The organism is Arthrobacter sp. B3I9 (genome assembly GCF_030816935.1).
GTDB lineage: Bacteria > Actinomycetota > Actinomycetes > Actinomycetales > Micrococcaceae > Arthrobacter.
On sequence record NZ_JAUSYO010000001.1, the window covers coordinates 383,473 to 403,683 of the forward strand.

19 protein-coding genes and 1 pseudogene are annotated in these 20,211 nt (G+C 67.2%); 15 read left to right on the forward strand and 5 right to left on the reverse strand.

Features of this window, described 5'->3' with window-relative positions; translation table 11 throughout:
• Nucleotides 1-146 precede the first annotated feature (146 nt).
• From QFZ65_RS01940 to QFZ65_RS01990, 11 genes and pseudogenes are all read left to right on the forward strand, one after another.
• On the forward strand, nucleotides 147-1,028 hold the full coding sequence (locus QFZ65_RS01940) for a shikimate dehydrogenase (RefSeq protein WP_306907857.1): 882 nt from the start codon (nucleotides 147-149) through the stop codon (nucleotides 1,026-1,028).
• Nucleotides 1,028-2,902, forward strand: coding sequence for a bifunctional sugar phosphate isomerase/epimerase/4-hydroxyphenylpyruvate dioxygenase family protein (locus tag QFZ65_RS01945; protein WP_306907858.1), 1,875 nt, complete (start codon nucleotides 1,028-1,030; stop codon nucleotides 2,900-2,902). The genes QFZ65_RS01940 and QFZ65_RS01945 overlap by 1 nt, the downstream gene beginning before the upstream one ends.
• Before the next feature lie 47 nt (nucleotides 2,903-2,949).
• Nucleotides 2,950-3,837, forward strand: coding sequence for a protocatechuate 3,4-dioxygenase subunit beta (gene pcaH / locus QFZ65_RS01950; RefSeq protein WP_306907860.1), 888 nt, complete (start codon nucleotides 2,950-2,952; stop codon nucleotides 3,835-3,837).
• 5 nt (nucleotides 3,838-3,842) lie between these two features.
• Nucleotides 3,843-4,400 (forward strand): protocatechuate 3,4-dioxygenase subunit alpha, encoded by a 558-nt coding sequence (gene pcaG, locus QFZ65_RS01955; protein WP_306907862.1) that lies wholly within the window; start codon nucleotides 3,843-3,845, stop codon nucleotides 4,398-4,400.
• On the forward strand, nucleotides 4,397-5,872 hold the full coding sequence (locus QFZ65_RS01960; RefSeq protein ID WP_306907863.1) for a lyase family protein: 1,476 nt from the start codon (nucleotides 4,397-4,399) through the stop codon (nucleotides 5,870-5,872). Before pcaG ends, QFZ65_RS01960 begins: the two co-directional genes overlap by 4 nt.
• Nucleotides 5,865-6,698, forward strand: coding sequence for an alpha/beta fold hydrolase (locus tag QFZ65_RS01965; RefSeq protein ID WP_306907864.1), 834 nt, complete (start codon nucleotides 5,865-5,867; stop codon nucleotides 6,696-6,698). The genes QFZ65_RS01960 and QFZ65_RS01965 overlap by 8 nt, the downstream gene beginning before the upstream one ends.
• Entirely contained in the window at nucleotides 6,695-7,189 is a 495-nt protein-coding gene (pcaC, locus tag QFZ65_RS01970) for a 4-carboxymuconolactone decarboxylase (RefSeq protein WP_306907866.1), read from the forward strand. The genes QFZ65_RS01965 and pcaC overlap by 4 nt, the downstream gene beginning before the upstream one ends.
• Before the next feature lie 29 nt (nucleotides 7,190-7,218).
• Nucleotides 7,219-8,452: pseudogene (locus QFZ65_RS01975) on the forward strand (acetyl-CoA C-acyltransferase).
• A 3-nt stretch (nucleotides 8,453-8,455) separates the two neighbouring features.
• The gene (locus QFZ65_RS01980) at nucleotides 8,456-9,133 is read left to right on the forward strand and encodes a 3-oxoacid CoA-transferase subunit A (RefSeq protein WP_306907868.1); all 678 of its coding nucleotides are present in this window, start codon (nucleotides 8,456-8,458) and stop codon (nucleotides 9,131-9,133) included.
• 1 nt (nucleotide 9,134) lies between these two features.
• Nucleotides 9,135-9,833: a 3-oxoacid CoA-transferase subunit B gene (locus tag QFZ65_RS01985; RefSeq protein ID WP_306907870.1), complete on the forward strand. Its 699-nt coding sequence runs from the start codon at nucleotides 9,135-9,137 to the stop codon at nucleotides 9,831-9,833.
• 50 nt (nucleotides 9,834-9,883) lie between these two features.
• Complete coding sequence (locus QFZ65_RS01990; protein WP_306907872.1) at nucleotides 9,884-10,699, forward strand: IclR family transcriptional regulator C-terminal domain-containing protein; 816 nt, start codon at nucleotides 9,884-9,886, stop codon at nucleotides 10,697-10,699.
• A gap of 3 nt (nucleotides 10,700-10,702) precedes the next feature.
• Here QFZ65_RS01990 and QFZ65_RS01995 read toward each other — a convergent pair whose 3' ends face one another.
• On the reverse strand, nucleotides 10,703-10,942 hold the full coding sequence (locus tag QFZ65_RS01995; protein WP_306907874.1) for a hypothetical protein: 240 nt from the start codon (nucleotides 10,940-10,942) through the stop codon (nucleotides 10,703-10,705).
• Between the two features lie 228 nt (nucleotides 10,943-11,170).
• On the opposite strand from QFZ65_RS01995, the gene QFZ65_RS02000 reads away from it, so the two are divergent.
• On the forward strand, nucleotides 11,171-12,112 hold the full coding sequence (locus tag QFZ65_RS02000) for a diacylglycerol kinase family protein (protein WP_306907875.1): 942 nt from the start codon (nucleotides 11,171-11,173) through the stop codon (nucleotides 12,110-12,112).
• A 6-nt stretch (nucleotides 12,113-12,118) separates the two neighbouring features.
• Here the strand turns inward: QFZ65_RS02000 and QFZ65_RS02005 are convergent, their stop codons facing one another.
• Together QFZ65_RS02005 and mscL are read right to left on the reverse strand one after the other, a co-directional pair.
• Complete coding sequence (locus QFZ65_RS02005; RefSeq protein WP_306907876.1) at nucleotides 12,119-13,006, reverse strand: amino acid-binding protein; 888 nt, start codon at nucleotides 13,004-13,006, stop codon at nucleotides 12,119-12,121.
• A gap of 104 nt (nucleotides 13,007-13,110) precedes the next feature.
• On the reverse strand, nucleotides 13,111-13,605 hold the full coding sequence (mscL, locus tag QFZ65_RS02010) for a large conductance mechanosensitive channel protein MscL (protein ID WP_306907878.1): 495 nt from the start codon (nucleotides 13,603-13,605) through the stop codon (nucleotides 13,111-13,113).
• 219 nt (nucleotides 13,606-13,824) lie between these two features.
• On the opposite strand from mscL, the gene QFZ65_RS02015 reads away from it, so the two are divergent.
• Entirely contained in the window at nucleotides 13,825-14,901 is a 1,077-nt protein-coding gene (locus tag QFZ65_RS02015) for an FUSC family protein (RefSeq protein ID WP_306907880.1), read from the forward strand.
• A gap of 4 nt (nucleotides 14,902-14,905) precedes the next feature.
• Here the strand turns inward: QFZ65_RS02015 and QFZ65_RS02020 are convergent, their stop codons facing one another.
• On the reverse strand, nucleotides 14,906-16,147 hold the full coding sequence (locus QFZ65_RS02020; RefSeq protein WP_306907882.1) for an aromatic acid/H+ symport family MFS transporter: 1,242 nt from the start codon (nucleotides 16,145-16,147) through the stop codon (nucleotides 14,906-14,908).
• Nucleotides 16,148-16,350: 203 nt separating this feature from the next.
• Here QFZ65_RS02020 and QFZ65_RS02025 point away from each other — a divergent pair, with 203 nt between their 5' ends.
• Nucleotides 16,351-17,148, forward strand: coding sequence for an IclR family transcriptional regulator (locus QFZ65_RS02025; RefSeq protein WP_306907884.1), 798 nt, complete (start codon nucleotides 16,351-16,353; stop codon nucleotides 17,146-17,148).
• 70 nt (nucleotides 17,149-17,218) lie between these two features.
• Entirely contained in the window at nucleotides 17,219-18,409 is a 1,191-nt protein-coding gene (locus tag QFZ65_RS02030) for a 4-hydroxybenzoate 3-monooxygenase (protein ID WP_306907886.1), read from the forward strand.
• On the opposite strand, the gene QFZ65_RS02035 is transcribed toward QFZ65_RS02030, so the two are convergent.
• The gene (locus tag QFZ65_RS02035) at nucleotides 18,406-20,178 is read right to left on the reverse strand and encodes an iron ABC transporter permease (protein ID WP_306907887.1); all 1,773 of its coding nucleotides are present in this window, start codon (nucleotides 20,176-20,178) and stop codon (nucleotides 18,406-18,408) included. The genes QFZ65_RS02030 and QFZ65_RS02035 overlap by 4 nt on opposite strands.
• Nucleotides 20,179-20,211: the final 33 nt, after the last annotated feature.

The window sequence follows — 20,211 nt, forward strand, 5'->3', positions numbered from 1 at the left end:
CCTAGGCGATCCGCAGAAATGTTCGCTAGGAGAACAAGAGTGCGACATATGAACGAGTGCGATAAGGTAATCCCCATCACCCGGCCCGCCGGGAGCGCCATAGGCGCCTCCGCCTGCCGAGTGCCGTTGTCAAAGGAGCTACACGGATGAGCAGTCGAGCAGAGTCCTTCCTCGTAGGACTGGTGGGTGATGGCGTAATGCCGTCGCTCACTCCTTACATGCATGAACGCGAAGGCGATGTGCAGGGCCTCCGGTACCTCTACCGGCCGATCGACCTGCTGGAGCTCGAGCTCCCCGGCGAGGCCGTGGGTGGGCTCCTTGCCGGCGCGCGGCAACTTGGATTCAACGGGCTGAACATCACCCACCCGTGCAAGCAGCTGGTCCTGGAGCATCTGGACGAGGTGACTCCCGACGCCCGGCGCCTCGGCGCGGTGAACACGGTGACCATCAGGGAGGGCCGCTTCGTCGGCCACAACACCGACTTTTCCGGGTTCGCTGCGGCACTGGCCTCCGGCCTTCCCGCCGCGAAGCTGGACCGCGTGGTCCAGCTGGGGGCCGGCGGCGCCGGATCCGCGGTCGCCTATGCCCTGCTGACTGCCGGGGTCCGCGAACTCGTGCTGGTGGACACTGACGCCGGGCGCTGCACGGCCCGCGCCGCGCAGCTGGCCGCGCTCTTCCCGGACCAGTCGGTCACTGCCGGGACGACGGCGGGGCTGCCGCGGCTGATGCCGCAGGCCGACGGCCTGGTGCACTGCACACCCGTGGGCATGGCCGCCCACCCCGGTGTTCCGCTGGACATGTCCCTCCTGGAGCCGCCGCACTGGGTGGCCGACATCGTCTACCGCCCCATCGAGACCGAACTGGTCCGGGGCGCAAGGGCGAAGGGCTGCGAGGTGCTTGACGGCGGACGCATGGCCGTGGGCCAGGCCGCCGACGCCTTCCGCATCTTCACCGGCCTCGAACCCGACGCCGACCGCATGCGGGCCCACTTCCTCGAACTCGTCGCCGCGGAAGAGGTGGCCGCCTGATGCGCACCGGAATCGCCACCGTCTGCCTGTCCGGCACGCTGAAGGAAAAGATGCAGGCCTGCGCCATCGCCGGGTTCGACGGCATCGAAATCTTCGAGCAGGACCTGGTTACGTCCCCGCTGAGCCCCGAGGACGTCCGGGCGATGGCGGCCGACCTCGGCCTGGGCCTGGACCTTTACCAGCCCTTCCGGGATTTCGACGGCGTCACCCCGGACCTGCTGAAGACCAACCTCCGGCGGGCCGAAGCGAAGTTCAAGCTCATGTCCCGGTTGGGCATGGACACCATCCTGGTATGCTCCAACGTTGCGACGGCCACCATCGACGACGACGCCGTCCGGGCGGAACAGCTGGCGCAGCTCGCCAACCTCGCCGGGGACCACGGCGTCAAGGTGGCCTACGAGGCCCTGGCCTGGGGCAAGTACGTCAACGACTACGAGCATGCCTGCCGGCTGGTGGACATGGTGGACCACCCCAACCTGGGAACCTGCCTGGACTCCTTCCACATTCTGTCCCGGGACTGGGACACCGCGCCGATCGAAAACATCAACGCGGACAAGATCTTCTTCGTCCAGGTGGCGGACGCCCCGAAGCTCTCCATGGACGTGCTCTCGTGGAGCCGCCACTACCGCGTCTTCCCGGGCGAAGGGCAGTTCGAACTGGCGAAGTTCATGGGCCACGTGGTCCGCGCCGGCTACAGCGGACCGGTCTCGCTGGAAGTCTTCAACGACGTCTTCCGCCAGTCGGACGTGGAACGCACCGCCGTGGACGCCATGCGCTCCCTCATCTGGCTGGAGGAGCAGAGCGCCAAGTGGCTCGCCGGCACCTCCGCCGACGCCCCGGAGGTCAAGGGCGGTACGGCCCGGCATCGTTATCCCATGGAACTGGCCACGCTGCCCAAAGTGAACGAACCCGCCGGCTTCAACTTCGCCGAGGTCAAAGCCGACGATACTGCGCAGCTGGAGAAGCTCCTGGGCCAGCTCGGTTTCGATTTCGCCGGACGCCACCGCACCAAGGACGTCCAGCTCTGGACCATGGGCCAGGCCCGCGTCATCATCAACGAACAGGCCGCTTCGCACACCGAGCCATCCATCGCGGCACTGGGGTTTGACGTTGATTCCCCCGTGATCGCCTCCGCACGGGCCCAGCAGCTCAAGGCTCCCGTCGTGGCCCGGAAAGTCCAGGCGGACGAAGAAGTTTTCCAGGGCATCTCCGCTCCTGACTCCACCGAAATCTTCCTCTGCCAGGGCAGCCCGGACGGCACCGCAGCCTGGACGCACGAATTCGGGGAAGGCCTGGAACACGTCGGTTCCGCTACCCGCGCGGTCATCGACCACGTCAACCTGGCCCAGCCCTGGCAGCACTTCGACGAGGCGGTACTCTTCTACACCAGCGCACTGGCCCTGGAACCCCAGCCGTTCGCCGAGGTCCCCAGCCCCAGCGGGCTGGTCCGCTCACAGGTCATGCAGACCAGCGACGGCGCTGTGCGGCTGGTGTTGAACCTGGCGCCCGTGCAGCAGGCACAGAGCGAAGTCCGCCAGACCTACCAGGAACACATCGCCTTCGCGGTGGATGACCTCGTGGCCACCGCGCGGGCAGCCCGGAGCCGGGGTTTGGAATTCCTGCAGATCCCGGCGAACTACTACGAGGACCTGGACGCCCGGTTCGACCTCGAGCCCGGGTTCCTGGCCACCCTTCAGGAGCTCAACCTGCTGTTCGACCGGGATGCCAACGGGGAATTCCTGCACTTCTACACCGCCACGGTGGGCAGTGTCTTCTTCGAAATGGTGGAACGCCGCGGCAGCTACGACGGCTACGGCGCCCCGAACGCCCCCGTAAGGCACGCCGTGCAGTACGACTCCCTGCACCGCTCCTGAACCACCTTCAGACACAACAAATCAACAGAACAGAAAGGAGTCAGCCCGTGCCGGAAGACATCAACGCCCAGCTGGAAACGGACGAGCTTGTGCCCCATGCCGAGCCGAAGGCAGCCCACCTGCCCCTGGACAAGGCCATTGAATCCCAGGCGGACCTCAGCGCGGAGATCAGCCTCCTTGGCGAGGCCTACGCAAGGGCCCTCAAGGACGGCGCCCAGCCCGAGACCCAGCCGCGGCTGGACTACCCGCCGTACCGCAGCAGCATCCTGCGCCATCCCACCAAGAGCCTGCAGCACGCGGACCCGGAAACCATCGAGCTCCACTCGCCGGCCTTCGGGCACCAGGACGTGCACGCACTGGAATCCGACCTGACCATCCAGCACAACGGCGAACCGCTGGGCGAGCGGATCATTGTGGCCGGCAGGGTCCTGGACGGCGACGGCCGCCCCGTGGCCGGACAGCTGGTGGAGATCTGGCAGGCGAACGCCTCCGGCCGCTACATCCATAAACGCGACCAGCACCCGGCGCCGATCGATCCGAACTTCACGGGCATCGGCCGCTGCATCACCGGCCCGGACGGCTCCTACCGGTTCACCACCATCAAACCCGGCGCCTACCCGTGGAAGAACCACCTGAACGCCTGGCGCCCGGCGCACATCCACTTCTCGCTGTTCGGCACCGAGTTCACCCAACGCATCATCACCCAGATGTACTTCCCGGGTGACCAGCTTTTCCCGCTGGACCCCATCTACCAGACCGTCGTGGACCAGGACGCCCGCGACCGCCTGGTGGCCAGCTACGACCACAGCCTCACCGAGCCCGAATGGGCCCTGGGCTACAACTGGGACATCGTCCTGACCGGTCCCAAACGGACCTGGACCGAAAACGAGGCGTTTGGTACAGCAGGCGACAGTAGTGAAGAGGCAGGAGAGTAGGAAAGATGAGCACCAAACTTGTTCCCACCCCGGGACAGACCGTCGGCCCGTTCTACGGCTACGCGCTGCCGTTCGAAAAGGACAACGAGCTCCTGCCCCCCGGATTCCCGGGATCCATCCGGTTGCAGGGCACCGTCTACGACGGCGCCGGACACACCATCCCCGACGCCATCCTGGAAATCTGGCAGCCCGACGCGGAAGGCAAAATCGTCCGGCGCACCGGCTCCCTGGTCCGCGACGGCTACACCTTCACAGGCTGGGGCCGCGGTGCCGTGGGCAACTCCGGCGTCTTCACCTTCACCACCGTCAACCCCGGCCCCACAAAGCCGGGCGCCGCACCCTTCATCTCCGTGGCACTCTTCGCCCGCGGCCTCACCAACCGCCTGTTCACCCGCATCTACCTGCCGGAGGACACGGAGGCTTTGGCTCAGGACCCGCTGCTGGCCTCGCTGGACCCGGACCGCCGCAGGACACTGATCGCCCGCCGCGACGCCGACGGCGGCCTCACCTGGGACATCCGCCTGCAGGGTGAGGGCGAAACCGTCTTCCTGGACTTCCAGTGACCGAGGCCGCCCTGGGAGATGCCGGTGCCTTCGCGGGGGAGGGCGACGCCGGCCTGCTCAGTCCCGTCTCGGCGTCCCCTCTGGTGGCGGCGCTGACCGGCGACCGGGCGGTGCTGGCGGCGATCCTCGCCGTTGAATCCGGCTGGGCCGCGGTGCTGGAGGGGGCGGGCCTGGCACCTGACGGTTCCGCCGCCGTCGTCGCCTCCGCTGCCGAGGCCGGGCGCTACGACGTGGCCGACATTGCGTTGCGTGCCCAGGGCGGCGCTAACCCGGTGATCCCCCTGCTGTCCGACCTCCGGAAAAAGGTTGCGGCGCTGGACACCGCCGCTATCGGCGCCGGAGAGGCGGTGCACGCCTCGCTGACCAGCCAGGACGTCCTGGACACCGCCCTGATGCTGCTGGCCCGCAACACAGTGGAGGCGGTGCTCGGCGACCTGAAACGCACGACGGCGGCGCTCGCCGCCTTGGCGGAGGAGCATGCGGGCACGCTGTGCGTGGGCAGGAGCCTGACGCAGCATTCCCTTCCCTTTACGTTTGGCCTGAGGGCTGCGCAGTGGTTCCAGGGCCTGGCCGCCGCGGGCCGGCAGCTTGAGGCCCTGGACCTGCCGGTCCAGTTCGGCGGTGCCGCAGGAACGCTCGCAGCCGGAACCGTGCTGACGTCCGGCTCTGCGGAGACCCCGTTCGGCCTCGCCGATGCGCTGGCATCCCAGCTGGGGCTGGCCCTCGCCGCAGCTCCCTGGCACACCAACCGGCTGCCGGTGACGTCCCTGGGCCATGCGCTGGCTTCCGTGCTGGACGCCTCCGGCAAGATCGCCGCCGACGTCCTGTTCCTCAGCCGCCCGGAAGTTGCCGAGCTCGCGGAGCCGCGCGCTGCGGGCCGCGGCGTCTCCTCCGCCATGCCGCACAAGCAGAACCCCGTGTTGTCGGTACTGGTCCGCAGCGCCGCGCTGCAGGCCCCGGGCCTGGCCGCCCAGCTGCACCTCGCCGCCGCCAACTTCAACGATGAACGCCCCGACGGCGCGTGGCACATCGAGTGGCCGGCGCTCCGGCAGCTCCTGGCCCTGGCGCTCGGGGCGGCCGGACATCTCCGCGAGCTGGCCGAAGGGCTGCAGGTCTTCCCGGATGCCATGCGCCGCACCCTGGACCTGGGCGGACCGTTGCTGGTGGCAGAGGGCGTGGGCGCCGCCGTGGGCCCGCTGCTCCAGGAGAAGGACGGCCGCAACGGCAAGCAGCAGCTCCAGGACGTGGTCGACCAGACCCTGCAGGCGCCCCCCGCCGAGCAGGCAGCCACATACCGGAGGCTGCTCCGGAAGGCTGTACCCGCCGGTGTGCTCACCGACCTGCGGCTTCAGGAGCTGCTTGATCCCGCGAGTTACCTGGGCCAGGCCCCGGAAATATCCCGGAGAATCCTTGCTGCCTACCCCGAATTTGTCCCCCCGAACACCGACGCGAACGGAGCCCGCCGTGGCTAAACCAGTTCTGAAAGCCGCACTGCTTTCGCCCCAGCGCCCCCTCGGGGACCATCCCCTGCTGGTCGTGGGACCGTCCCTGGGCACCTCCTCCATCCTGTGGAACAGGGTCGCCTCCCTGCTGGGCAACGACTACGACGTGGTGGCGTGGGACCTGCCCGGCCACGGCGTCTCCCCGGCCGCCACCGAAACCTTCGACGTCCCGGCGTTGGCCGACGCCGTGATGGACCTCGTCCATTCCATCGCCCCCGGCGAGGCGTTCCATTACGCCGGCGTGTCACTGGGTGGAGCCACCGGCCTGCAGCTCGGCATCAAACACGGGGAACGGCTCCGGAGCCTTTCCGTGCAGTGCAGCGGCGCCAGGATCGGCACGCCGGAGGGCTGGCTGGAGCGTGCCGAAACGGTCCGCACCCAGGGAACGCCGGTGATGATCCAAGGCTCGGCGCAGCGCTGGTTCGCGCCGGGCTTCCTGGACCGCGAACCCGAGTTCGGCAGCCGTCTCCTGCACTCGCTGCGGGACGCAGACCGCTTCAGCTACGCCTTTTGCTGCGAAGCGCTGGCCGCATTCGACGTCCGCGAGGAACTGGGCAGCATCCGCGTTCCCACCCAAGTGATCGCAGGTGCACTGGACGACGTTGCCACGCCGTCGATGGCAGAGGAAGTGGCCGCGGGAATCACCGCCGGCGGCGGCACCGCCACCGCCGTCACGCTTGAGGGTGTGGCGCACCAGGCCCCCGCGGAAGCACCCGCACACGTCGCCGACCTGATGCGCAGCCTTATCAACTGGGCCGAATCGACCTGGGCTGAATCGAAGGGAGCGGACGCATGAGCACGGACACCTCCCGGCACGGCCCCGAGCGCAACGGGGTGGTCCAGCCGGGCGCCACCAGCCAGGAAATTTACGACGGCGGCATGGCGGTCCGGCGCGAAGTGCTCGGCAACGCGCACGTGGACCGGGCCAACGCCAAGAAGGATGATTTCACCGAGGACTTCCAGGACATGATCACGCGGATAGCGTGGGGTGGCATCTGGACACGCCCCGGGTTGACGCGGCAGATGCGCTCCGCCGTCACCATCACCGCCATGGTGGCGCACGGGCATTGGGAGGAACTGGCGATGCATATCCGCGCCGCGGTCACCAATGGCCTCAGCAGGGACGAGATCAAGGAAATCCTGTTGCAGACAGCGATCTACTGCGGGGTCCCCTCCGCCAACACCGCCTTCAAGACAGCCCAGCAGGTCTTCCATGCAATGGACAACACAGCAATGGACAACACAGACATGGATGCCCAGGAAACATCCACCGCGACAACACCATAATTTCGCTCACCCAGAATCAGAGGAGCACAATGAACCACGCTTTTGTGTACGACGCCGTGCGCACCCCGTTCGGCAAGTTCGGCGGCGGGCTCGCGGCCGTCCGGCCCGATGACCTCGCCGCACACGTGATCAGAGAATCCGTGAAGCGGGCCCCGGGGCTCGACGTCGACCGCATCGATGAGGTGGTGTTCGGCAACGCGAACGGGGCCGGTGAGGAAAACCGGAACGTCGCCCGGATGGGCACGCTGCTGGCCGGCCTGCCGGTGTCCATTCCTGGCACCACCGTCAACCGGCTCTGCGGGTCCTCGCTGGACGCCGCGATCATTGCCTCGCGCCAGATCAACACCGGCGACGCCGACCTGGTGCTGGTGGGCGGGGTCGAATCCATGTCCCGCGCGCCCTGGGTGCTGCCCAAGACCGAGAAGCCGTATCCCGCCGGGGACCTGACCCTGGCCTCCACCACCTTGGGCTGGCGGCTCGTCAACAAGGCCATGCCGGCCGAGTGGACCATCTCGCTGGGGGAGGCCACCGAGCGGCTCCGTGAGAAGTACGGGGTGACGCGCGGGCAGCAGGACCAGTTCGCCGCTGATTCGCACAACCTTGCCGCCGCCGCCTGGGACGAGGGTTTTTACGACAACCTCGTCACGGTCGTCCCCGGCACGGACCTGCCCCGGGACGAAGGCATCCGCCCCGGTTCCACGCCGGAGAAGCTCGCTGCCTTGAAGACCGTGTTCCGCAAAGAACCCGAAGGCGCCGAAGTCGGCGGCACCGTCACGGCCGGAAATGCTTCCCCGTTGTCCGACGGCGCCTCCGCGGCCTGGGTCGGCAAGCGAGAACGCCGCCGGGCTGCTCGGGATGGAGCCGCTGGCCCGCATCGCAGGGCGGGGCGCGCACGGCAACGATCCGCAGTTCTTCGGCTACGCGCCGGTGGAAGCGGCGAACAAGGCCCTGGCAAAGGCGGGCATCGGGTGGGACCAGGTGGGCGCCGTCGAACTCAACGAAGCCTTCGCCGCGCAGTCCCTGGCCTGCATCAATGCCTGGGGCATCGACCCGTCCATCGTGAACCGGCACGGCGGCGCCATCGCGATGGGGCACCCGCTGGGCGCGTCGGGTACCAGGATCCTGGGCACCCTGGCCCGGAGCCTGCAGGCCTCCGGTGAACGCTGGGGCGTCGCGGCGATCTGCATCGGCGTCGGCCAGGGCCTCGCCGTCGTTCTCGAAAACATGACTGCCGCTCCGTCGGCACAAACCAGTAAGGCGTAAGGAATGCTCACCTTCGTAGACACGGTCAACGAGGCCGTCGCCGGAATCAAGGACGGTTCCACTGTGATGATCGGCGGTTTCGGCAACGCCGGGCAGCCGTTCGAACTGATTGACGCGCTGATGGACTGCGGCGCAACCGACCTGACGGTGGTGAACAACAACGCCGGCCAGGGTGACCAGGGCCTGGCGCTGCTGATCAAGGAAGGCCGGGTGAGGAAGATGATCTGCTCGTTCCCCCGGCAGTCCGACTCCTGGCATTTCGACACCAGGTTCCGCGCCGGCGAGATCGAGCTCGAACTCGTCCCGCAGGGCAACCTGGCCGAGCGGATCCGGGCCGCAGGCGCCGGGATCGGCGGGTTTTTCACGCCCACCGGCTACGGGACCATGCTCGCAGAGGGGAAGGAAACCCGGATCCTCGACGGCCGGGGCCAGGTGTTCGAGACGCCCATCCACGCCGACGTCGCCCTGATCAAGGCGCTCAGGGCGGACGGCAAGGGAAACCTCGTCTACCGCAAGACCGCCCGGAACTTCGGCCCGATCATGGCCGCCGCCGCGAAACACACCGTGGCGCAGGTGTCCGAGATCGTCCCCACCGGCAGCCTGGACCCGGAAAACATCGTCACCCCCGGAATCTACGTCAACAGCATTGTCCGCGTACATGACACAGTGAAGGTGGCCTGAAATGGGTGTGCAGTCGAATAACCAGCTCTCCGCCCCGGTCCAAGGCAGCGACAAGCCGCTGGGCCGCGACGATCTCGCCCGGCTCGTGGCCCGGGACATCAAGCCCGGCTCGTTCGTGAACCTAGGGATCGGCCAGCCCACCCTCGTCTCGAACTACCTCGGGCCGGAGCAGAACATCACGCTCCACACCGAGAACGGCATGCTCGGCATGGGCCCGGCAGCCGGAGGCGACGAGATCGACGGCGACCTCATCAACGCCGGCAAGATCCCTGTCACCGAACTGCCCGGGGCGTCCTACTTCCACCACGCCGATTCCTTCGCGATCATGCGCGGCGGACACCTGGACATCTGCGTCCTGGGCGCCTTCCAGGTTTCCGCCACCGGCGACCTGGCCAACTGGCACACCGGCGCGCCCGATGCCATCCCGGCTGTCGGCGGCGCCATGGACCTCGCCACCGGGGCCAAGGACGTCTTCGTGATGATGACCCTGCTGACCCGGGAAGGCGCCTCCAAGCTCGTAGAGACCTGCACCTACCCGCTGACCGGGATCGGTTGTGTCACCCGCGTGTACACGGACAAGGCGGTCTTCCTCACCGGGCCCGACGGCGTCGAGGTCCGCGAAACCTTCGGCTGCACCATGGATGAACTGCAGGAGATGGTGCCCGTGCCGCTCAAGGCGGCAGGCGCCGCGGAAAACTGAGCACACGGCTGTCCCGCGTATACAGTGTTGCGAGACCATGAGGGGCAGAAATGATTGAGGCAGCAAACGGCGCGCGGGCCGGCAGTCCGCCCGCAGCCAGCGACCAGTATGTGCAGTCGCTGGCGCGTGGGCTGGCAGTGATCCGCGCCTTCGACACGGACCACCCGAAGATGACGCTGTCCGAGGTGGCAGCCCGGACAAGCCTCACCCGGGCCACCGCGCGGCGATTCCTCTACACGCTCGTGGAACTAGGGTACGTCCGCACCGACGGGAAGATCTTCGCGCTGACCGCCAAGGTGTTGCAGCTGGGCTACGCCTACCTGTCCGGCTTATCCCTGCCCCAGCTCGCGCAGCCGCACCTCGAGGAACTCTCGCTGCAGCTTGGCGAGTCAACGTCCGCAGCAGTGCTGGAGGGGACGGACATCGCCTATATCGCCCGCGTTGCCACCCGCCGGATCATGACTGTCGGCATCACGGTCGGAACCCGCTTCCCGGCCTACGCAACGTCGATGGGGCGCGTCCTCCTCGCGGGGCTCCCGGCCCCCGAACTTAAGCAGTACCTCGCCGTCGCCGATATCCGCCCCCTGACCCCGAGGGCGATCGGGAGCAGGGAGGAACTGCTGGTCGAGCTGGCAGCGGTCCGCACCCAGGGCTGGTGTTTGCTGGACCAGGAACTCGAGCTGGGCCTGATGTCCGTCGCGGCTCCTGTCCACGACGGACCCAAGGTGGTGGCCGCCATCAACGTCTCATTGCAGGCCCAGTCTGTGGCAGTCCAAGCCGATCCGGACGCCTACCTGGAGGCGGTGCGGAAGGCCGTCGTGGCGACAGCGGATGTCATCTCTGCGGACCTTTCCGCCGGGCGCTGAACGTCACTCGTCCAGGTCTTCCACGGGCGCGGTGGACACGGTGATGGTGACTCCGGCGGCACCATCCCGGATTTTGAGGCGCAGGTCCTTGCCCACGAGCGAGGTGTGGATGTCCTCGCTGCCCTCGGGCGCCAGCTGCTCGGCGAGCCGTGTGACCGCTAGCGCCATTGCCCGTCCCCAGTCGTGCGGATCCGTGCTGGACGCCTCGGCATCGGCTGAGTAGTTTTCCTGTGGTTCCGTCATGTGCCCCCTCTTCCCGTGTCCGGAGTCCGCCTGTCCGGCTGGTCCGGGCACGCTGCGGCGGGTCCATCGGAAAGGCCCCGGCCCGCTCCAGTACATAAGCATGGCCAGTTTAGTGACGCGCGCGCGTGAACGTCCACGTTCAGCGGCCCCGCTGCCTAAGTTACGCGGGCATCTCCCGCTAGGCTTTCCCTGGGGATAGTTTCCGCCCCCTTGCCCGTGAAGGACACCATGACAGAGATTAACGCCGCGCCTGAGAGCGGAACACCCACCAGGCGAGCCGCCGTGATCGTCAACCCTGCCAAGTCTGTCGGACCGGCACTGCAGGGCGCCATCTTCCGCCTCTGCGAGACCCAGGGCTGGGCCGAGCCGCTATGGCTTGAGACCACGGTGGAGGACCCCGGGACCGGGCAGGCCCGCCAGGCGCTGGAACAGGGAGTCGACGTCGTCATAGCCGCAGGCGGCGACGGCACCGTGCGTTGCGTGGCTGAGGTTCTTGCAGGCACCGGAACCCCGATGGGCCTGGTGCCGCTGGGCACCGGGAACCTGCTGGCGCGGAACCTCGGCGTTGACATCAGCGACCCGGTATCGGCCTGCTTCGACGTCCTGAACGGCAGCGACAGGTCCGTGGACGTCGTCAAGGCAACCTTTGACCGGTCGGACGACGAGCAGCTCTTTTTGGTGATGGCCGGACTGGGGTATGACGCCGCCATCATGGCCGACACCGTCGACGTCCTGAAGGACCGGATGGGCTGGCTCGCCTACGTCGAAGCAGGCATCCGTAAACTTCCCGGCAAGCCGGTGCGGGCGCGGATCAGCATCGACGGCGCGGAGCCCGTCCGCCGCCGTATCCGCAGCGTCATGATCGGCAACTGCGGCCGGATCATGGGCGGCATTGAGATCTTCCCCGAGGCGAAGGTGGACGACGGCGTGCTGGACCTGCTGATCCTGTCCCCCCGCGGACGGCTCGGCTGGCTCGGTGTCATTGCCGGAATTTTCGGCAAGAACAAGAAAGAGACCGAGTCCGTGGAGTACTTCCAGGGGAAAACGGCGGAAATCACTCTGGAACACGAGCAGGAGTTCCAACTCGACGGCGACCATCTCGGCAGCGGCAGGCACCTGGCTGTAACCATGGAGCCGGACGCGCTCAAGATCAGGATGGCTGCCCTCTAGGCGGGTTCAGCCAGCCAGGGAGGGTTTTCCGGCGGAAGGCGGCGCGGCCGACTGGTGCGCGAGGATTTCTGCGAGTTCGGCCAGGCGGTGGGCCCGCGCGGACTCCGCCGGCGTGAACGGTTCCCCGGGCCGGGAGAAGGTGATCGGGCCGTGCCACGCGGTCGGGATCCGCAGGAGGGTGCCTTCCCGTGCGGGGCCGCCTTCCGCGGGACCGGTGTCCGCATCCGGCGTCGGTTCGATGCGCGCGTGCAGCAGCTCTGCCACTGCCAGCGGCAGCTCCTCGGGGTTTCCCGCAATCCGCGCTGCCAGGCTCAGCGCACCGGTCTGCCCGTCCGCCATCGCCAGTGCGGTGGTGGGCCATGCCTGTGGTTCAGCCCCTCCGCCCTCGCGGAGCGCCCGCACCACTTCACCTTCGCTGAGCGAACCGGGCGCGGAGAGCACAAACTCGTCAAGTACCCCGTCCGCAACCGGGTGGACGTGGAGACTGAGGATATTGGCGTCCAGCCGGTCGAGCGACCGCGTCACTTTCAGCAACGAACCGGGCGTGTCGGCCAATACTGTCCGGGCCCGCCACAGTGCCGGCGCCGCGGCCAGCTTCCGGCGGTGGCGCAGCGCAGGTGCGTGCAGCCAGCTGCGCAACATCCGGGCCGCGGATGGCTCCGCCACCCAGATCACCAGGATCGTGGCGGTCAGGGTCAGCACCAGCACCTTGGCCAGGTAGGGCAGATGGGTTTCCACCACCGCGGCATGCACCAGCAGCTCGATGGGCAGCATCACCGCGATGTTGGCCAGCGTCAGACGGGCCTTGGTGGGCTCGGGCATCAGGCCGCACACTTCACAGCTCAGCTCGGACGCGGCAGGGACCGCGGAACTTCCGTTGGCTTTGGGCTTCATGGCTTCCATGATGTCCCGCGGCTGTTTCCGGACGGTTGCGGTTGAGTGAAGTCGGTGCGAAGAATCATTGAGCGGGCCGGCCGCGAAGCTGCGGCCGGGAGCCCTTAGCGGACGTGCTGCGCCGCGGCTCCGGCCCTTTCCGTGGACCCGGCGGCGTCCTCGGCGGCGTGCTGCCCCTGGCGCTGCACGTCCCGGGTGGGGTCGGCGAGCTGGGCCAGGATGTCGCGGATTTCGGCGAGCAGCGCGGTGTCGGCGGGCACCGACTCCTCAGGTTCGGGCGTTGCCACCCGCTTCTTGACCATCCTGTTGATGCGGTTCATGGGGGCAACGAAAATGAAGTACACCACGGCCGCGGTGATCATAAAGGTGACGAAAGCGGTGACCACCGCACCAAAGTTCACGAAGGTCTTGTCATTGCCCGGCCAGATGTGGAACCCGAGTCCGTCCGTCTCGACGCCCCCGGCCGCTGCGATGATGGGGTTGACGATGTTGGACGTGAACGCGCTCACCAGGGCGGTGAACGCGGTGCCCATCACGACGGCGATGGACAGTTCGATCACGTTGCCGCGCAGGATGAAGTCTTTGAATCCTTTGAGCATGGGTCCTCCGTGTGCCTTTGCTGCGCCTCTGACGTCGCCGACTCCCCGGCGGGAATCAACCGCTAGACGCTACCACTTCCCGTGAAGGTTTCCTGCATAGGCACGGATTCCATCCAACGGAGCAGGATGCGGTCCCGGCGCGGGCCGGGCGTAAAATTTTCACTGGATGCCAGTGCCGCCGTCGTAACCATCCGACCGCACGAAAGACGCATACGTAACGTGAAACTGCTCGCAGAGATGTTTACTCTGGCGCCCGGCAAGAAGGACCACCAGGTCGCGATCCGCTGCGCCGTCGGTGTTTTTGTCCCGCTGATCACCCTGCTGCTGCTGGGACGCCTGGACCTTGCGATCTTCGCTTCCTTCGGCGCCTTCGCCGGGATCTACGGCAGGAATGAACCGCACGGCCGACGCTTTGAGCTTCAGCTCCGGGCGGGCCTGCTGATGCTGCTGGTGATTTTCCTCGCAGCTCTGACAGGGCGCGCAGGCGCCGCCCTCGCGCTCCCCGCCTCGGACGCCGTGTGGATGCAGGTCCTGGCCACCACCCTGGTGGCGGGGGGCTGCTCGCTGCTCGTCGCTTGGTGGCGGCTCCGCCCGGCCGGATCGCTTTTCCATATCTTTGCCTTCGCGGCCATCGCGTCCCTGCCCAGCCAGCCGCCGCTGGGGCAGGGCATGCTCGTGGCGGCGCTCACGGTCGTATTCTGCCTTCTTGTCGGCATGTCCTCACGGGTGGCCCGGAGCCGGAGAATCCCCTGGGTCCGGCCCCGGCCCGTGCGCCTTACTGCGCCGGAGCGGCGTGCAGCCCGGCTGGAAAGCCTGGGCTACCTGGTGGCGGCCGGGCTCGCCGGTACCCTCGGGACACTGGCGGGTGGAGAGCTCGGATTCGGCCACAATTACTGGGCGATGGTGGCCGCCGTCGTACCGCTGGTCGGCCACAGCACCCGGCACCGGGTGAGCCGCGGCGTGCAGAGGATCGTCGGAACCGCCCTGGGCCTGGTCCTGCTGGCCGGGATCCTCTTGCTGCAGCCCGCGCCCTGGCAGACCGTGCTGGTGATCGCCGCATGCCAGTTCGGCGCCGAGATGTTCATCGCCCGGCAGTATTTGGTGGCGCAGGTTTTCGTCACTCCGCTGGCTCTGACCTCCACCCTGCTGGTTGCACCGTCGGCCCCCGGACTGCTCCTCCGGGACCGGATACTGGAGACGGTCATCGGCGCCGCCGTCGGCATCGCCGTCGTGCTGGCCCCGGCGCTCTGGCGGCGGCTGCGGCTCCGCCGGGACTCGCTCCGCGCCGCGGCCTGACGGGCTAGATTTCGGCGGGCTTCCCTGTCGCTTCAGCGGAAGCCGGCGGCCCGGTGTGCGGGATCCGCGGCGGAACTATGGCCAGCGCCGCCACGGCAATCGCCGCTGCTGCGGCGAAAACGTAGAAGCCCCACGGGTACGCAATGCCCGCGGCCACGAGGGCGCCGGTCACGGCAGGGCCCAGGATGGCGCCCAGCCGCCCGACGCCGGCCGAGAAGCCCAGGGCAGTGGCCCGCAAACGGCTGGGGAAGAGCTGGCTGACCCAGGCGTACACGAGGACCTGGGAGCTGAAAACGAAGACGCCGGTGACGAAGACAGCCGCGTTGAGCAGCAGTTCGTTCTGCAGCTTGATACTCAGCACGGCAAGGAAAACGGCCGACAGGCCGAACCACAGCAGGACCACCTTTTTCGCGCCGTGTTTGTCGGCGAGAATACCGGCGATGACGAGGCCGACGACCGCGCCGACGTTCAGCACAAGGAGCTGGCCGATGCCTGCGGCGATGGAGTAACCGGCGGACGCCATCAGCTGCGGAAGCCAGGTGTTCAAGCCGTACACGAGCAGCAGTCCCATGAAGGAGGCGATTCCGACGCCGACGGCGACCACCGGGTAGGGCCTCCTGGTGAGGTCCCGGAAGCTGGCTGCCTGCACCGGCTCGGCGCCGTGGCGGACCGGCGGCAGGGACTCGGGCAGCTTGAACCACAGGAACGGCAGCAGGGCCAGCCCTGCCAGGCCGCCGGCAACGAACATTGCCCGCCAGTTCGGCACCAGCAGGAGTGCCAGCAGGGCGGTAATGACGGCACCGACGTGGTAGCCGGTCATGGTCCTTGTGGTGGACCGCCCGGCCGCCCCATCCTTGGTGGCGTAGTCGTTCATGTATGCCAGCGCAGCCGGCAGGCAGGCGCCGAGGCCCAGGCCGGCCAGCAGCCTGAAGATACTGAACACCAGGACGTTGGGGGCAATCACGACGGCGAGTGTGAACAGGGAGAACCATGCGACGCAGGCCATCAGCAGGCGCCGGCGGCCCAGCCGGTCCGAGAGGGGGGCGATGAACAGGGCGCCCAGGCCAACGCCGACGAGTGAGATGGTGGCGGCCAGGGTGGCACCCACGGCATCGAACCCGAGTTCATGGGTCTTGATCAGGGTCGGGATCACGGTACCGAGCACCACCAGGTCGAACCCGTCGAGCACCATGGCCAGCCAACAAAGCCAGACGGGCCAGCGGGAGGAGCGGTCAGCGGACGTCATTGGCATGGCAACCTCGAAAAATTAGGGCTCGGCGTCGAGCGGGCGTGAAGTTGGGGTGTCGGTGCGGGAAAGCGCGGTGCGTCGCCTGGCGCCTCCGGCCCTCCGACCTGAGATTTGTATCACTAATAAGTGTAAGATCGGACACCCCGGACCATTCAATGGAACGACCGGGCCCGTGCTCGGAAATCTGGAAAGAAGGCTAAGTGGCCAACTCCGCCTCTGGGGATTCCGTTGTGGACCGTGTGGTGCGTGTGATTGCCGCCTTCCCCGAGGGTGTTCTTGACCTGCCGCTCTCCGAACTCGCGGCCAGGGCGCAGCTGCCGCTGACCACGGCCCACCGCCTGGTCCGGCAGCTCGCGGCACATGGGCTCCTGGAACTCGGCGCCGGCGGCTCGGTCCGGTTCGGCCTGAGACTGTGGGAGCTGGTGAACCGCAATTCCCCGACTCTCGCGCTGCGTGAGGCGGCCGTGCCGTTCATGGAGGACATCAACCAGGTTTTGAACCAGAACGTGAACCTGGCGGTGCTGGACGGCTGGGACGCGCTCTTTGTTGAACGGCTTTCGCGGCGCGGGTCCGCCGTGAACCGGGCGCAGATCGCAGGCCGCATGCCGGTCCACGTGTCCTCGGCCGGGATCGCGTTGATGGCCGGCCAGCCGCCCGAAGTTCAGGCGGAGTACCTGCGCCAGTTCCATGATCCGGCTCTAAAGCTGGCTCCGGAGGAGCTGCGGACCCTGCTCAGGGAGTCAGCCGGGAACGGTTTCGCACAGCTCGCCGGGGTGGTGGATCCGGACACGTGGGGGATTGCCGTGCCCGTCCGGGACCCCAGGAACCGAACGGTGGCGGCGCTCGGCGTGGTCGTGCCGCTTATGGATGTGCGCCTCCAGGCGCTGGTTCCTGCCCTGCAGACCGCCGCCCGGGGCATCGGCCGCCAGCTGAACACTGGAAGGGAACCAAACGCGGGAACAAGTGGTACGTCCTTCCGTTCAGCGGAATTCGTGTAACGCCCGCCACGTTCCGGCCCGCACACTTGAGCCGAGATCCCCACCCACCCGCAATGAAGCGAGGAACCCCTTGTCACACCGCAGACTGGTCACCACGCAGGTGGCCATCATGGGAGCCGGCCCGGCCGGGCTCATGCTGTCACACCTGCTGGCCAAGGCCGGCATTGACTCGACTGTCCTGGAACTCCGCAGCCACCAGGAGATCGGAGAAACTGTTCGGGCCGGGATCCTTGAACACGGCTCCGTGAAACTCCTGGTGGACAGCGGCGTCTCGGACCGGGTGTTGCGCGACGGGGACCGGCACGACGGGATCGAGCTGCGCTTCAACGGGGAAAGCCACCGCATCGACTTCCAGGACCTCGTAGGGGAATCCGTCTGGCTCTACCCGCAGACCGACGTCTTCCTCGACCTCGCCGCCCGCCGCAACACCGACGGCGGCGACGTCCGGTACAGCGTTACGGACACATCCATCCGGGACATCGAGGGCAGGCCCAGAGTCTGGTTCACGGATGCCGAGGGCGTCGATTACGAGCTCCAGGCCGACTTCATCGCCGGTGCGGACGGTTCGCGCAGCCAGTCCCGCACCGCGATCCCGGAGGCCAGGCGCACGCGCTACCAGCACGAATACCCCTTCGCCTGGTTCGGCATCCTTACCGAGGCGCCGCGCAGTTCCGATGAGTTGATCTACGCCAACTCCGCGAACGGCTTCGCCCTGATCAGCCAGCGCACCGAGACCGTCCAGCGGATGTACTTCCAGTGCGATCCAAACGAAGACGTCCGGAACTGGAGCGATGACCGGATCTGGGAGACCTTCCGCAGCCGGGTGAACGGCAACGGCTTCGAGCTTCAGGAAGGGCCGGTCATCGACAAGACGGTCCTGAAGTTCCGCAGTTCCGTCCTTGCCCCGATGCGGCACGGAAATCTCTTCCTCGCTGGCGACGCCGCACACACCGTTCCGCCCACGGGCGCGAAAGGGCTAAACCTGGCACTGCACGATGTCAAGGTGCTGTTCGAAGGATTCGACAGCTTCTACCGCACCGGCAACACCATGCTTCTGGACGCCTACAGCGACACCGCCCTGGACCGCGTCTGGAAGGCGCAACAGTTCTCGTACTGGATGACATCCATGATGCATACCTCTGCCGAGGCGGACGACTTTTCGCGGGCACGCCAGCTCGGCGAGCTGAACTCGGTCGTGGCATCCCGCCACGGCCGCGCCTTCCTGGCCGAGGCCTACACCGGCTGGCCGGGTTCCCGCTAGGGGACCCGGACCGGCGCTTCAGGCAGGGGGTCCGGCAGGGCCGCCGTCGTGCTGTCCTTGCTGCCCTTCGAGGTCTTGGCGCGTCCCTTTGTGTTCCGTGCGGACCGGCCGTAGACGAGGTACATGGTCACGCCGGTGATGATCATGAGCAGCACGGTGTACACGAAGGTGTTGGACACTCCGTCCACGCCTTCGGCACCGTCCGTGTTGGCCTTGATGACCAGGCCGAGCGGCTGGAACAGGGGGTGGGCCAGAAAGATCGCGGTGTCATAGTCATCCAGCATGCTGTTGAAATTCAGTGCCGCCACAGCCGCGGCGGACGGCAGCACGATCGGCAGCAGGATGCGGCGGAACACGTACAGGGTCCGCGCCCCCATGATTCCGGCCGCCTCCTCCAGGGAGGAGTTGATCGAGGCGAACGACGCCTTCAGCATGCGCAACGTGAACGGGATTTTCACCGTGACGAACGCGATCAGCAGGATGACGGTGGTGCCTGTCAGCACTGCTCCGCCCACCAGCGGATTGGGGTGGTCGTAGCTGAGGATGAGGCCCAGGGCCAGGAGTGCCGAGGGAAGGATCCAGGGGATGTGGAGCAGATACTCCACCACGCTCGAGACCCAGTTCCGGTACTTCTGCAGCAGGCGGGCCACGAACAGGAGCCCGCCGACGGCAATGGCAGCGGCAAGGGCGCTGTAGGCGATGCTGATGAGGAAAGGCCGCAGCCCCGCCGGTTCGGTGAGCACCCGGATGTAGTTCCCGAGAGTCAGGCTGCCCGGGGAAAGCTGTCCGGTCTGGATCGCTGCCCCGTCAGCGAACGAGTACAGCACGATCAGGACCACGGGCAGCGTGTAGATGGCAAACAAAAGGTACGCCACGGCGTGGACCACGGCGTTCGCTACGGGGTTGCTGATCTGCTGCTTCTGCAGGCCGGCGGACACTTTCGACACCGAAAAGTAGGTGCCGCCCTTCTCCAGCCGGGTCATGACCGCCAGCATCAGCATGGTGGCCAGGCCCAGGATGACCGCCAGGAGCGCCGCCAGGTCGCGGGAGGTCGGGCTGTTCGTGAAGGTGAGGATCATCGGGGTGATGGTCTGGAAGTCCCGGCCACCAAGCACCTGCGGCGCGGACAGGGCGCCCAGGCCCGTCAGGAAGGAAAGGACGGTCACGGCAAACAGCGTCGGCTTCAGCATGGGCAGGACGATCCGCCGCAGGATGGTCCAGTCCGAGGCGCCCATGTTTTTGGCCGCCTCGATGGTCTGGAAGTCCACGCCTTTGAGGGCATTGGTGACAAACAGCATGTGGTTCGTGGTGGTCGCGAACGTCATGACCGCCAGGACGGCAAAGAACCCCGAGAACCAGCCCGGGTCCATTCCGGGAAACAGGGTCAGCAGAAACCCCGTGACGATGCCCTTGTCGCCGTAAATGAACTTGTAGCCGGCCGCCAGCACGATGCCGCCGTAGATGAACGTGGTGGCATAGCCGAGGAACAGGATCATTGCTCCGCGGATCTTGAAGTACTGGGTGACCAGCACAATGAAGATCCCCACCACATTGACCGTGATGGACAGGGCAACGGCCAGCAAAAAGCTGTTGCCCAGTGACTTCATGGCCCGTTGGGAAGAGAAGAGCCGTTCCGCGGCCCGGCCGGAAAAGCTGCCGTCCGGAAAGAACGTCTGGATCAGCACGTTGGCGTTGGGCCAGACCAGGAAGGCCGCGATGAACCAGGTGAGGACCACCCCGCAGACCAGGATGGCGGGGGAGCGGAGCATGCCCCGGACGCTGCTGTTTGGGCGGCCCGGGCT

Excerpts from the sequence above, each read along its gene's own strand:
- QFZ65_RS01940 (WP_306907857.1), top strand. The coding sequence starts at position 147 with ATGAGCAGTCGAGCAGAGTCCTTCCTCGTAGGACTGGTGGGTGATGGC.
- QFZ65_RS01945 (WP_306907858.1), top strand. The coding sequence starts at position 1,028 with ATGCGCACCGGAATCGCCACCGTCTGCCTGTCCGGCACGCTGAAGGAA.
- pcaG (WP_306907862.1), top strand. The coding sequence starts at position 3,843 with ATGAGCACCAAACTTGTTCCCACCCCGGGACAGACCGTCGGCCCGTTC.
- pcaC (WP_306907866.1), top strand. The coding sequence starts at position 6,695 with ATGAGCACGGACACCTCCCGGCACGGCCCCGAGCGCAACGGGGTGGTC.
- QFZ65_RS01980 (WP_306907868.1), top strand. The coding sequence starts at position 8,456 with ATGCTCACCTTCGTAGACACGGTCAACGAGGCCGTCGCCGGAATCAAG.
- QFZ65_RS01985 (WP_306907870.1), top strand. The coding sequence starts at position 9,135 with ATGGGTGTGCAGTCGAATAACCAGCTCTCCGCCCCGGTCCAAGGCAGC.
- QFZ65_RS01990 (WP_306907872.1), top strand. The coding sequence starts at position 9,884 with ATGATTGAGGCAGCAAACGGCGCGCGGGCCGGCAGTCCGCCCGCAGCC.
- QFZ65_RS01995 (WP_306907874.1), bottom strand. The coding sequence starts at position 10,942 with ATGACGGAACCACAGGAAAACTACTCAGCCGATGCCGAGGCGTCCAGC.
- QFZ65_RS02000 (WP_306907875.1), top strand. The coding sequence starts at position 11,171 with ATGACAGAGATTAACGCCGCGCCTGAGAGCGGAACACCCACCAGGCGA.
- QFZ65_RS02005 (WP_306907876.1), bottom strand. The coding sequence starts at position 13,006 with ATGAAGCCCAAAGCCAACGGAAGTTCCGCGGTCCCTGCCGCGTCCGAG.
- mscL (WP_306907878.1), bottom strand. The coding sequence starts at position 13,605 with ATGCTCAAAGGATTCAAAGACTTCATCCTGCGCGGCAACGTGATCGAA.
- QFZ65_RS02020 (WP_306907882.1), bottom strand. The coding sequence starts at position 16,147 with ATGACGTCCGCTGACCGCTCCTCCCGCTGGCCCGTCTGGCTTTGTTGG.
- QFZ65_RS02035 (WP_306907887.1), bottom strand. The coding sequence starts at position 20,178 with ATGCTCCGCTCCCCCGCCATCCTGGTCTGCGGGGTGGTCCTCACCTGG.